At 56.9% G+C, this 11,824-nt stretch carries 14 protein-coding genes; 8 read left to right on the top strand and 6 right to left on the bottom strand.

All coding sequences use genetic code 11. The features are described from left to right. Nucleotides 1–13 precede the first annotated feature (13 nt). Both E3E51_RS08755 and E3E51_RS08750 read left to right on the top strand, forming a co-directional pair. Nucleotides 14–1,240, top strand: a complete 1,227-nt coding sequence (locus E3E51_RS08755; protein WP_167912908.1) for a DUF58 domain-containing protein — start codon at nucleotides 14–16, stop codon at nucleotides 1,238–1,240. After that, complete coding sequence (locus E3E51_RS08750) at nucleotides 1,237–1,659, top strand: hypothetical protein (RefSeq protein ID WP_167912746.1); 423 nt, start codon at nucleotides 1,237–1,239, stop codon at nucleotides 1,657–1,659. Before E3E51_RS08755 ends, E3E51_RS08750 begins: the two co-directional genes overlap by 4 nt. On the opposite strand, the gene E3E51_RS08745 is transcribed toward E3E51_RS08750, so the two are convergent. After that, complete coding sequence (locus E3E51_RS08745; protein ID WP_167912907.1) at nucleotides 1,656–2,489, bottom strand: carbohydrate kinase family protein; 834 nt, start codon at nucleotides 2,487–2,489, stop codon at nucleotides 1,656–1,658. The two genes, E3E51_RS08750 and E3E51_RS08745, sit on opposite strands and share 4 nt — an antisense overlap. Before the next feature lie 158 nt (nucleotides 2,490–2,647). Between E3E51_RS08745 and E3E51_RS08740 the strand changes: the two genes are divergently transcribed. From E3E51_RS08740 to E3E51_RS08730, 3 genes are all read left to right on the top strand, one after another. After that, complete coding sequence (locus tag E3E51_RS08740) at nucleotides 2,648–4,144, top strand: carboxypeptidase M32 (RefSeq protein WP_167912745.1); 1,497 nt, start codon at nucleotides 2,648–2,650, stop codon at nucleotides 4,142–4,144. Nucleotides 4,145–4,174: 30 nt separating this feature from the next. After that, nucleotides 4,175–4,375: a hypothetical protein gene (locus E3E51_RS08735; protein ID WP_167912744.1), complete on the top strand. Its 201-nt coding sequence runs from the start codon at nucleotides 4,175–4,177 to the stop codon at nucleotides 4,373–4,375. Between the two features lie 259 nt (nucleotides 4,376–4,634). Continuing rightward, nucleotides 4,635–4,781 carry a hypothetical protein gene (locus tag E3E51_RS08730; protein WP_167912743.1) on the top strand — a complete coding sequence of 49 codons (147 nt, stop codon included), beginning with the start codon at nucleotides 4,635–4,637 and terminating at the stop codon, nucleotides 4,779–4,781. Here the strand turns inward: E3E51_RS08730 and E3E51_RS08725 are convergent. The 3 genes from E3E51_RS08725 to E3E51_RS08715 are packed head-to-tail and all read right to left on the bottom strand — an operon-like array spanning nucleotide 4,778 to nucleotide 7,807. Then, nucleotides 4,778–6,283: a prenyltransferase/squalene oxidase repeat-containing protein gene (locus tag E3E51_RS08725; protein ID WP_206204534.1), complete on the bottom strand. Its 1,506-nt coding sequence runs from the start codon at nucleotides 6,281–6,283 to the stop codon at nucleotides 4,778–4,780. The genes E3E51_RS08730 and E3E51_RS08725 overlap by 4 nt on opposite strands. A 33-nt stretch (nucleotides 6,284–6,316) precedes the next feature. Beyond that, complete coding sequence (locus tag E3E51_RS08720; protein ID WP_167912741.1) at nucleotides 6,317–6,685, bottom strand: ASCH domain-containing protein; 369 nt, start codon at nucleotides 6,683–6,685, stop codon at nucleotides 6,317–6,319. 9 nt (nucleotides 6,686–6,694) lie between these two features. Beyond that, on the bottom strand, nucleotides 6,695–7,807 hold the full coding sequence (locus E3E51_RS08715; RefSeq protein ID WP_167912740.1) for an NAD(P)/FAD-dependent oxidoreductase: 1,113 nt from the start codon (nucleotides 7,805–7,807) through the stop codon (nucleotides 6,695–6,697). Nucleotides 7,808–7,867: 60 nt separating this feature from the next. On the opposite strand from E3E51_RS08715, the gene pcp reads away from it, so the two are divergent. Beyond that, entirely contained in the window at nucleotides 7,868–8,485 is a 618-nt protein-coding gene (gene pcp / locus E3E51_RS08710; RefSeq protein WP_167912739.1) for a pyroglutamyl-peptidase I, read from the top strand. Here pcp and E3E51_RS08705 read toward each other — a convergent pair. Then, nucleotides 8,472–8,828 carry a hypothetical protein gene (locus E3E51_RS08705; RefSeq protein ID WP_240924300.1) on the bottom strand — a complete coding sequence of 119 codons (357 nt, stop codon included), beginning with the start codon at nucleotides 8,826–8,828 and terminating at the stop codon, nucleotides 8,472–8,474. The two genes, pcp and E3E51_RS08705, sit on opposite strands and share 14 nt — an antisense overlap. A 57-nt stretch (nucleotides 8,829–8,885) precedes the next feature. Between E3E51_RS08705 and E3E51_RS08700 the strand changes: the two genes are divergently transcribed. Beyond that, nucleotides 8,886–10,892 carry a DUF460 domain-containing protein gene (locus E3E51_RS08700; RefSeq protein WP_167912738.1) on the top strand — a complete coding sequence of 669 codons (2,007 nt, stop codon included), beginning with the start codon at nucleotides 8,886–8,888 and terminating at the stop codon, nucleotides 10,890–10,892. A 25-nt stretch (nucleotides 10,893–10,917) separates the two neighbouring features. Then, the gene (locus E3E51_RS08695) at nucleotides 10,918–11,532 is read left to right on the top strand and encodes a hypothetical protein (protein ID WP_167912737.1); all 615 of its coding nucleotides are present in this window, start codon (nucleotides 10,918–10,920) and stop codon (nucleotides 11,530–11,532) included. Here the strand turns inward: E3E51_RS08695 and E3E51_RS08690 are convergent. Beyond that, complete coding sequence (locus tag E3E51_RS08690; protein ID WP_167912736.1) at nucleotides 11,513–11,821, bottom strand: transcriptional regulator; 309 nt, start codon at nucleotides 11,819–11,821, stop codon at nucleotides 11,513–11,515. The two genes, E3E51_RS08695 and E3E51_RS08690, sit on opposite strands and share 20 nt — an antisense overlap. Nucleotides 11,822–11,824: the final 3 nt, after the last annotated feature.

The raw sequence follows: 11,824 nt of genomic DNA, 5'->3' as shown, positions 1-11,824 counted from the left end.
ACCTGCGGGAAAAATGCACCCGACGGAGAGGGCAGAGGAGATACTCCTGGCCCTCTGGCTGATCATCATGATGGCCTTCCTCCTCCTGCGGTGGGAACTCGTGTACCTGACGCTTCCGATAATATGGCTCCTCTTCGTGGCGGTGTTCTTCTTCAAACCGTCACTGAACGTTGAGATAGAGCGTGTACTCCCCCACAACCGCTTCCTTGAGGGGACCGAGCTGGAGATAGTCCTTAGAATCAAATCACACGAAAGGATACCCACCCTGAAGGTCACGGAGGACCTCCCGCCCGGTCTGGAGCTCGTGGAAGGACAGAAAGAGCACGTTCTGTCGCTTAAGCCCGGCGAGGAAAGGGAGATAAGGTACAGGGTTCGTGTTAAGAGGGGAATCCACGAGTTCAACTGGGTGAGGCTGAGCTACCGCGACCCCTTCGGCTTCTTCAAGGTTGACAAGGCGGTGGAGGTTTACAGCGAGATAGTGGGCGTTCCGATAATCACCGACGTTCCCACGCCGTACTCCACCAAGGGAACGAAGATAACCGTCGGCCCGCTCCCGTCGCCGAGGGTGGGGGAGGGGGTTGAGTTCCACGCCGTCAGGGAGTACCAGCCGGGCGACCCGCTCAAGATAATCAACTGGAAGGCCACCGCCAGAACCGGCAGGATAATGGCCAACGAGTACGAGAGCGAGCGCAAGGTCGACGTCGTTTTCATAGTGGACGCCTCCTACACCGGGAGTCTCGTCTTCGACCATCTCGTCCGCGCCGCGGCTTCCCTCATGCTCAACGCTCTCAACAACGGCACGAGCTTTGGACTCCTGCTGTCCGAGGAGGTTCCGCTCTGGATTCGCGTTGACTACGGTAAGAGGCACTTCTTCAAATGCATCGACTTTCTGAGCACCGCCAGACCGGACAAAAACAACATGATAGCCTACCAGGTCGAGCACCTCATAAAGGCGCGCTTCCCGGCCAGAGCCCAGCTGCTGTACTTCTCCCCCCTCCTGACCGAGGAGAGCAGGGACGCCCTCAGGATAATGGCTCAGTACGGATACAACGTCGTCGTCATAAGCCCCAACCCGTACACGGCGGTTGAGCCCAAGAGCAGAGAGGAGGAGCTTGCGCTGAAGCTGCTGACGCTCCAGAGGCGCGCGATGCTCATGAGGATGTCCGCCTACGGCATCATCGTTGACTGGGACGTCAGAAAACCCCTGAAGGCCGCGATAGCGGAGGTGATGGGTCTATGAAGGTAAAGAGAAGGCTCTACTCCCTCGTACCGCTGGTTCCACTCTTCATCCTCCTCGGAACCGTCGATTCCAGAACCCTCCTCCTAATCCCGCTGGCCCTCATGGCGATCCAGTGGTATTTCATCGGCACGCTCTTTCTCCTGGCGACGGCGGCTTTCCTCATCTACACGAGGACGGGGGGGCTCTACGGCCTCGTGGTGATGGCGCTTGCCCTCCTTGCCCTTGAGATGGGCTACCTCGACAGGGAGCGTGCCCCGAGGGAGCACTACCTCATCCTCCTCGCGGCGGTTGCGATGTCCTTCCCGACCTACCTGCTGATGTCGACGCTCTCCCCCGCGCTTCCGAGGCTGGAGGTGACCGCACTGGCCGCGCTGCTTCTGGTTGTGCTCTACCTCTTCGCCAGGCTCGCGACCTCTTAAACGCTCCAGCTTCCTGTTTTTTTCAGAACTTCCCTTGCGCGCCCAAGGCCGAGACTCACGCACTCCCCGAGGGGCATCCCCTTCGCGAACCCTGCCAGGAATCCCCCGGCAAAGGCGTCCCCCGCACCGGTGGGGTCGACTATCTCGTGGGGAGATATCGGAAGCGCCGGGAACTCCCTGAAATCACCGTCGTAGACGAGAACGCCCCTCTCGCCGCGCGTTATCACCACCAGCTTCGCCCCCCATTCGTACAGTACTTCCGCGGCCCCTTTAACGTCCCGGGCCCCGGTTATCGTTAGGGCCTCCCTCTCGTTTGGAAAGAGAACCTCAACCCGCGATACTATCTCCCTCATCAGCCCGGTTCTCCTGGCGTAGTCCTCGATGTAGGTCGGGTTGAAGTCCAGGCTTACCCTTTTGCCCTCCAGCCTTTTCAGGGCCTTGAGCTGCTCCTCGGGTGGAATTGGGGCTATGTGGAAGATTTCAGCGTTCAGGTACTCCTCCGGAATCGGGGTCTCCCCCATGTTGCGGGCAACTCCCATGTCAACCGGAGCGTCAACACTTCCATCCTCATGGTAAATCATGTATATGTGAATCGTCCTGCCGGGCAGGATTTGAACGCCCTTAACGTCCAGGACGGAGGCGAGCTTTTCGAGCCATTCCCCGGGAAAGTCCTCTCCAACTTTGGTTACCAGGCCAACCCTCGCGCCGGCCAGGGCCGCCGAAGTGGCCACGGCCGCGGCCGCACCGCCGGGGTAGAGTATCTCATCCCTCCCCGGAAACCGGATGTGGTCTATCGAGACGTGGCCCAGTACAGCCAGGTCGAGTTCCATGGTCATCACCGGCACTAGTTCTTTCACGGACATACGCTTCCCCCTTTAAGCCGTTTCCGGTTGAAGTAATAGATTTCTACCCCTCCGTTTAGATGGCCATCGAAAAGATTAAAAGAACTGCCCTCGAAAATTCTTCAAAGTGATACGGGGTGGTTTCCATGGAAAGCGTCTTCCAAAACGAGACCGTCAGGGAGATACTCATGAGGTACAGGCGCATCTGGGCAATAGGCCATGCCCAGAGCGTTCTCGGCTGGGACATGGAGGTCAACATGCCAAGGGAGGGCATCCTTGAGCGCTCGGTCGCCCAGGGTGAGCTTTCCGTTCTCAGCCAGGAGTTCCTCCTCAAGCCGGAGTTCATCGAGCTCGTCGAAAAGGCCAAGGGGCTTGAGCTCAACGAGTACGAGCGCGGTGTCGTTCGCGTTCTGGACAGGAACATACGGATAAGCCGCTCATTCCCGCCCGAGTTTCTCAGGGAGATGAGCGAGGTCACCAGCCAGGCAACGAAGGCCTGGGAGGAGGCCAAGAAGAGCGACGACTACTCCAAGTTCGAACCCTGGCTCGACAGAATCATAGACCTCGCAAAGCGCGCCGCCGACTACCTCGGCTACGAGAACGAGCCGTACGACGCTTTACTTGACCTATTCGAGGAGGGAACCACGACAAAGGACGTCACAAGGATGTTCGACAAGCTTGAGAAGGAGCTCAAGCCGCTCCTCGAAAAGATAATGGAAGAAGGAAAGGTTCCCCAGAGCCACCCGCTTGAGAAGGAGACCTACGAGCAGGCCCGGATGGAGAAGGTGAACCGCTGGATACTCGAAAAGTTCGGCTTCCCGCTCGGCGTTCGCTCAAGGCTCGACGTTTCGGCTCATCCCTTCACAACCGAGTTCGGCATAAGGGACGTCAGGATAACCACGCGCTACGAGGGCTACGACTTCAGGATGACCGTCCTCAGCACCGTCCACGAGTTCGGTCACGCCCTTTACGAACTCCAGCAGGACGAGCGCTTCACCTTCACCCCCATAGCCGGCGGCGTTTCCCTCGGAATCCACGAGAGCCAGAGCCGCTTCTGGGAGAACATAGTCGGCCGCTCAAGGGAGTTCGCCGGGCTAATCTACCCGACCCTTCGTGAGAACCTGCCCTTCATGTCCAAGTACACGCCGGAGGACGTCTACCTCTACTTCAACATGGTGCGCCCGGACTTCATACGAACCGAGGCCGACGTCGTCACCTACAACTTCCACATACTCCTCCGCTTCAAGCTGGAGAGGATGATGCTCAACGAGGGTGTTAAAGCCAGAGACCTCCCAGAGCTCTGGAACGACGAGATGGAGAACCTCCTCGGCATAAGGCCGAAGACCTACCGCGAGGGAATACTCCAGGACATCCACTGGGCGCACGGAACGATAGGCTACTTCCCGACCTACAGCATAGGAACGCTCCTCTCGGCCCAGCTCTACTACCATATGAAGAAGGACATCCCGGACTTCGAGGAGAAGGTTGCAAGGGCCGAGTTCGAGCCAATCAAGGCCTGGCTGAGGGAGAAGATACACCTCTGGGGAAGCATCTACCCGCCGAAGGAGCTCCTCAGGAAGGCCATCGGCGAGGAGCTGAACCCGGACTACTTCATCAGGTGGGTGAAGGAGAGGTATCTGTGATTTTTACATTTTTTGAAATTTTTAGAGGAGATGGTGATGTACGAGGGTCTGATTGAGATTACCGTCAATTGGGCGCGGGCATATCTCCGTCGTTATCCCGACAAAGAAGACCGGGTTATTAAAAGCTCTTTGAACTGGGTTAGGGGATATTACAAAGCATTGACTGGTGAAGATATTCCTCCAGAACTGCTGGAAACAATAGAAAAGAGGCTTCGTGAAGAATTTGGCTGATTTTTTGGGGGCCATAGAACGGAACCGTGTTAAATGATCGCCAGTATATCCTCTTCGTTAGCTGGTAGCTTTCAAGAAGCTCCAGCCGTTGGCGAGGAGTTCAAGGATAAAGTACACTGGATCCTCGTTCCCTTTATTACAGGCATCTCAATTCTGTCGTCAATCATCATGTCCCCATCTTCAAGACTGACCTTAACATGACATGCTTTTCCGCAACTCCCTTAAACCCCAACTTCCATTCTTCCGTGGGTGAGGGGGTTTGAAGGATAACGCATGGGTCCTCGAAAAAATCCGTGGAATCCTGAGTGAGGAGGAGTACAGGGCTGTCTTGAGGGCTCTTGAATATATTGAAAAGGAGTTTGAGGAGTGGGGGTCCAACTTGGTCGGCCATTCCTTTAGTCCCTAACTCTTTCTTCTGGCCGCAAAGCCAATGAGCGCCCCAATCAAAAGCCCTATCCCAAAAATCGCCGGCAGCCTCCATGAAACCCCTGATTGGGCGCTTGGCTCATTATTCACTGGTCCGGGCCTGTTGCTTTCCCACTTTCCACCGTATAGGCTCAGGGCTATCAGCGCGTAGGCATCGCCGTCGAAGGTCATGGATTCCCCGGGGCTCGCGAGTTCGAGAAATTCTATGGCCTCTTTGGTGCCATCGCCCCTGTCTGCCATGTGGAGCCATATAAGTGCCATTGCCGTCGAATAAACATCGTGGTTCCAGGAGCCGTCCATTTTGGGGGCATAAATCACCGCATAGTTCTCTCCGCCCCTGAACTGGAAAACAGTCCTTTCTCTATACCCGCTCCCAATGAAGGTTATATAGTCCTCCGGAAGCTTCGGGTAGAGCTTCATCCCTCCTTTGAAGAAGCCAGACTCGTTTTCTAGGAGAGATTTCCCCGAGCGTATCAGGAAGAGACTTCCTTGGTCGGCGGTTCCCAGGCTGACGTTTATCTCGGCCCTTCTTCCGGTTCCGTTCCATGTTCTGACAGTTTCCCAGCCGTTTGCGGTGTAAATCCTCTCCTCAACCGTGTAGTTGGTAATCCCTCTAAAGCCCAGCCTCAGCGTTGCGTTTCCGAGGTACTGAGTCCTTTCGAGAAGGGAGGAGATGAAATCGAGCGTCTCCTTCGGTGGACTCATGTTCTCCTCCTTCAGAAAGAGCAACGGCAGGACTACGCTTTCGTAGGGTGCCCTCATATCGCGGTAGGGCATCGGAAAGATGAATCTTGTGAAGAAATTGTCCAAGTAAGGATTCGCGAGCCTCTCCGGTGTTAGCCTCTCCTCCAGCCATTTCCACTCCTTTGAGACGTTGTGGCCGAGCCTTGAGAGGGCGGTGACTGCGTAGGCCGTGGCGACGATGCTCGGCGACTCGTTGAGTTTGTGAAGGCCGGTTCGCTCCCAGAAAATGTAAACCTCGCTCCCCCAGTGGTTCCCGCTCTCGTTCTTCAGCAGGAACTGGGCCGCCTTCTCTATCTCTTTGGAACTGGGACTTTCGCCCGCCTCAAGGAGGGCTAAAATAGCCAGTCCGGTTCCGGCTGGTCTGGAGAGCTCCCAGTAGAACCACTCCGAATCCGGCTTCGGATAATCGTCGGTTATTATCGCTGGAAAGGAACCGTCCCCGCTCTGCCTAGACTTTATCCATTCAACCAGTCCCCTGAACTCCGTAGAGTTCTTTGGATAGCCGCTCCGCGCGAGGGCTATGACCTTGAGGCATGCAAGATAAAACGTCTCATTCTCCCTGAAGGCATCCCACCCGGAGACGCTTTCGGTGTTCCATGCACGGTTAAGGGTTCGGAGCTGATATTCGTTTATGTAGTGCTCCGCCCCCCTACCCCTTAATGAACCGGCTCCTGCGGGCGGCAACATGGAACCTATGATGAAAACCAGAAGGAGAATTATTGGGAGCTTCTTTCTCATGTCGCACACCATGTTAAGATGGGGGAAGAGACTTTAACTTTTTGGTTGGGAGTCATTCAAGTGGTTCCCCATCCACGCCACAGGTTCAACCTCTATCGCCGCCACCCCGTACTTCTTTTCCTTCTCCTCGGAATAAAAGCGCCTGTAGACCTTAACGCCCTCCTCGATGCTCTCCACGCCGGGCAGGACGTTCTCAATGCCTTCCTTCTCCAGCATCTCCCTGAAGGAGGAGTAGACCCTCACGTCCTTCACCACGCACATCAGCCTGTTCTCGAAGATTATCGTGTCCCCTGGCCTTATCCCCTGCCGCTTCTCGTCGTACAGACGCCCCTCGATCTTTTTCCTGCCCTCGGCTATCGCCCTGAGGTACTCCTCCTGAAGCCCCATTCTCCACGTTGCCATGAAATCACCTCACAGGAGGGTTCTGACTATGGCGGGGCTTATCTTTATCAGCCTTGCGAGGAGCTTCGGCCTCTTAAAGATTGCCTTCGCGGTCTTCACGTGGTCGTCGAAGTCAGCTTGGCCCTCTATTACCTCCCTTGCCTCCGGACTTCCGAGAACCTCAAAGACTTTTTCTATGTCGTCCTGACTCATGCCGAGGAAGAGCTTCCTAAACCTGAGCCCGAAGCTCACCTGCTTCCTGACGAAGGAGCAGCCCTTCTCGTAGTCCCCAAGCCTTCCATCTAGGAGTGCCCTCCTGAGGACGTGGGCGCAGTACATCCCGTATACTATTCCTCCCGCGGTGGTGGGCTTAATCTGGAGCGCGGCATCGCCGACGAGGGCCACGTTGCCCCTGACCCAGGGCTTCCTCACGCCGAAGCCGACGCTTCCGGCTTTGAACTCGACTACCGAAGTTGGCTTCAGCATCCTTACCTTCAGGAACCTGTGAAAGGCATCGGGGCTCCCGAACGTCCCGACCCTGGCTACATCCTCGCTCACGGGGGCCACCCAGAAGAAAAACTCCGGGTTTATATCCTTGTTCACCCAGACTTCGACGGAGTCCGGGTCGAATTCTCCCACCACCTCCGCCTCGTAGCCGCTCAGAAACTCCGCCTTCGTCCGGACACCTATCGCCTTGGCTACGGTGCTGTTCACGCCGTCGGCTCCGATGTAGAAGTCTGCCTCTACCTCGATCCTCTCGCCGAGCCTCTGGAGGACGGCCTTTCCGTCCCTGAAGGCAAGGAACGTGGTGGCCATGTAGTAATCCACACCCTTTCCAACCGCCCTCTCGGCCAGCCACCTCTCAAGAGCTTTTCTGTCCACGAGATACGCTTGAGGCGATTTTCTCTCTATCTCGAAGCTCTGTATTCGCGAGTAGAAAACCGCTCCGCGGAGCCTGTTCAAAACCGCGCCCTCCGGAAGGCCGAGCCTCTCATAGTTCTCGGCACCTATTATGCCGGTGCAGGCCTTTCCCCCGAAGGCCCCCTTTCTCTCCACAACGGCCACACTGAAGTCCCTCGCGAGCAGGTTTGCGAGGTAGTTGCCAACCGGCCCGCCGCCGATGATAAGAACGTCGTACCTCATTCTCACCCACCGGGGGGAGTGCGTTTTAAAACCTAAAAACCTAACCTTTCCGGTGGTACCATGAAAGTGCTCGTGACGGGATTTGAACCCTTCGGCGGTGAGGAGATAAACCCGTCCTGGGAGGCCGTTTCGGGGCTTCCTGGGGAGGTGGATGGCGCAGCGATAATCAAACGCAGGCTTCCTGTGACCTTCAACGGCGTCAGGAAGGTTCTCCCGAGGATTATCATTGATGAGAAACCTGACCTTGTAATCCTGACCGGTCAGGCCGGCGGGAGGCCGAACGTAACCGTCGAGCGCGTTGCAATAAACGTCATGGACTCAACGATGCCCGACAACGAGGGATTTGCTCCGGAGGACGAGCCGGTCTTTGAGGGTGCTCCGGCGGCATACTTCGCAACACTTCCGATAAAGGCCATCGTGGGGGCTTTGAGGGAGGAGAAAATTCCCGCTGGAATCTCCAACACCGCGGGAACCTACGTCTGCAATACTGCAATGTTCACGGCCCTGCACACGATAGCCGTGGCAGGAATGGAAACCAAGGCCGGCTTCATCCACGTTCCCTTTAGCCACGAGCAGGCCCTGGAGAAACCGCGGCCTTCAATGGCCCTTGAAACGATAAGAAAAGCGATTTTAGTGGCGGTGAAGGCTTCCATTGCGGGTGTGATTAAAGCTCGTTGAAGTCAATCTCATGGACGACGGAGCCGTTGAAGCTCTGGGCTTCCTTGAAACGGGCTATCAGGGAGCTGAAGGATTCCACCAGGGCGCTCCTTATCTGGCTCATCGTCTTTTCCGCCTCCTCCCTTGAGGCGCCCTCGAAGGTTCTTTCAAGGAGGTCCTTGAGGGTCAGCTCCGTCCCGTTGACCTTTATGACCGGTTCTATGCCGTCAATGACGGCCTTCAGTTCGTCGTCGAGGTCGATGGAGCGCACACTGACCTTGTAGACGCCTTCTAGGATGTCATACTCCTTGTCGAAGATAATCCGCATCTTCATCGTCGTCACCTCCTTATTTATTATGTTCATGGACATAAATAATCTTTTGGTAATACTTTAAAAGTGTAGGCTGACCATAACCCTGAGGTGGGATCCATTCTAATCCTGGGAATCGACGTGGTGAGCGAGAACCCCAAGAGGTTCGCCGTCGTGAGCTGGTTCAACGGCAGGCTTGAGAGAAAGGGTGAGTTCACCCTGTATCGCTTGATCCGCTTCATCCAGTCCAAGAGACCGGATATGGTGGCCATGGACAGCGTCACCGAGCTTGGAGACGATCTCAGAAAGTTTCTCCGCGCCCTCCCGAGCGGGACGAAGCTCGTCCAGGTGACCGGCCGTCCGGGTGAACAGAGAAGCCTTCAAAGCCTCGCGAGAGAGCACGGGATACGAACAGGGGATCGCTTCGACCCCTATGAGGAGGCCAAGCTCTCCGCCCTGCTGGCCAGCAAGGGGGTTGGCTACGAGGTTCTGGCATTTGAGGACGAGGTGATAATCAAGGTAACCCGGGGCAGGAGCCACGGCAAGGGCGGCTGGAGCCAGGACAGGTACAGGAAGCGCGTTCACAACCTCGTCCGCGATAAGGTGAGGGAGATAGAGGACAGACTGAGGAGAGCTGAGATACCCTTCGATCTTGAGACCGAGGAGAAGGACTACGGCCTGGCCAAGGGGGAGTTCAAGGTCTACGCCCGAAGGGAAGAACTCGCCGGACTGATAAAGCCCACCCGCGGCGGGGACGTCGAGGTGAGGATTCAGCCGGTTGAGAGGGCCGAACTTGGCTTCGCCCCCCTGAGGGGCGAGGAGGCGATACGCGAGAGGAGGAGCATCATAGTGGGAATAGACCCGGGGATAACCGTGGGCATAGCTGCGATAGACCTGAACGGAAGGATAGTCGCCCTCCACAGCGAGAGGAACATGCCTGTCGGCGAGGTCTTCCGCTTCATAAGCGACGTCGGTCATCCCGTTGTCGTTGCCACCGATGTAAACCCCGCCCCCGGATTCGTCGAAAAAATTGCCCGTTCCTTCAAGGCCAACCTTTTCGTCCCCAGGGAGAGCCTCCGGGTTGAGGAGAAGAACGAACTCCTGCGGAACCTGGGGATAAGCGTCGACGACGACCATCAGCGAGATGCCCTGGCTGCCGCCTACAAGGCTTACCTTCGCCTGAAGCCCAAGCTTGAACATGTGGAAGCAAAGCTCCGTGAGGCTGGGCTCACGAGGAAGGCCGACGAGGTCAAAGCTTTGGTCATTCAGGGCTACAACCTCGGTGAGGCCATGCAGCGCGTTACACTGCGCGAGAGGCCGAAGGAGGAAGAGAGGCCTGAAGAGGGGCCGGGGGTGGACGTGAGGCCGTATATAAGGCGCATCCGTGAGCTGGAGAGGAGGATAGAGTTCCTTGAGAGGGAGAACGCTGAGCTGAGGGAGGTCATAAAGGAGCAGAAGAGGGTAATCGGCCGGCTTGAGAGAAAGCTGGTTGACTACGACGAGGAGATTAGGAGGAAGGTTCTCCGCGAGAGGGAGCTGGAGGCGAAGGTGAAGCGCATCGAAATCCTCGAAAAACAGCTGAAGGAGGCCAAGGCAGTCATTGAAAGGCTGAGCCGCGACCTCGTTCAGGTTAAAAGGATGAACGTGGTGGAGATACGCGGCAGCGCGGTTCCCCTCAAGGTCATGAACGTCCTCAGCTGGCGCGAACTCCAGAGGCTGGAACGTGAAATAGGAATCAAGCGGGGGGACGTTCTCTTCGTCGTAAACCCCGCCGGCGCGGGCAGGAGTATAGCCGAGGAGCTGGTTGGGAAGGGGATACGCGCCCTGATCACCGAGAAGCCCCTTCCGGGGCCTGTGAGGGAAGTCCTCCGGGAGGCCCACCTGCCATTCTTCACGAGCGAGGAGCTGGACGTCAAGAGGGTTGACGAGTTCGCCGTCGTTGAGAGGGAGACCCTTGAAAGGGCAATTGAGGAACTGCTGGCGGGGTGGGAGGAGGAAGACCGCGAGAGGGAGGCAGAGAGGCTCCTCCGCCTCGTGGAGGAGTACCGGATAGAGCGCATGAAGGAGCTGAGGAGAAAGGCCGAGGAGGAATCCAAATCGGAGCATCGAAAGGCTTAAGTAGTTTGAAAATCGCCCAGGGCTGGTGGTGGATATAAACCGGGAAGAACGGGTCGTTCTGGCATCACTGCTCGTGCTTTTCATCGGATTCTTCACGGGGATATATTATCGGCGGCTCGACCACATACTGCGGACTTCGTGGATGATGGCCTACCTTCTCGCCGTTCTGTGGCTTCCCCGGAAGTACAAACGGCCGGATGGAACCCTCGGGGCCCTTCTCAGCCCCTTCTACAGCGGGGGCATCACCGCCATAACATCGGTTTTCCTTGCCGTTCATGCGTCCCTCGTAAACGTCCCGTTCACGAATGTGGACCTCTTCAACGTCGCCTGCCGGAACGTGGACATGATAAGCCACTCTCTGGGGGGACTCGTCCTCTGGCTCTTCCTCGTGAGCATCCTCCGGAGGCTCTTCAGTGGAATGCCGTGGAGAAGGTTGCTCCTCTATTCCTTCGCGCTCCTGCTGGTACTCGGCGTGGGCTGGGAGATAGCCGAGTGGTTCGGGAGCCACTTCACGGAGGGCATACTGAAGGAGACGATGCGGAACAAGGTAAGGGACGTCCTGATGGAACAGCTGGGGGCCCTCTTCGGCCTCTGGATGGTCACGAAGAAGGGCTATCCGTTCAGTCCTTCGGGGGAATGAGTGATAGCGCCTCCTTCAGAGTCCTCAGATAACCCCCGGTTTCCTTGACTCCCCTTTCCGTTATCCTGACGGCGGTTCTCGGCCTGTCCGCGAAGACCTTGTAGATTTCAATGTACTCCGCCTTTTCGAGGGCCTTAAGGTGCGAGTCAAGGTTGCCCGGCGTTACCTCCAGAACCTTCAGGAGGTCCCGGAAGAGCACCCTTCCCCGGGGAAGCAGGTAGAGCATGATTCCTAACCTCACGGGGTTTCCGAGGACGTGGTTCTTCGTCAGCTCCCTCAGCGGTTCCATCGT

The organism is Thermococcus sp. 21S7, from assembly GCF_012027615.1.
Taxonomy (GTDB): domain Archaea; phylum Methanobacteriota_B; class Thermococci; order Thermococcales; family Thermococcaceae; genus Thermococcus.
Note: the sequence above shows the minus strand (reverse complement) of the source record. Positions and strands in the feature narration are given on the sequence as shown.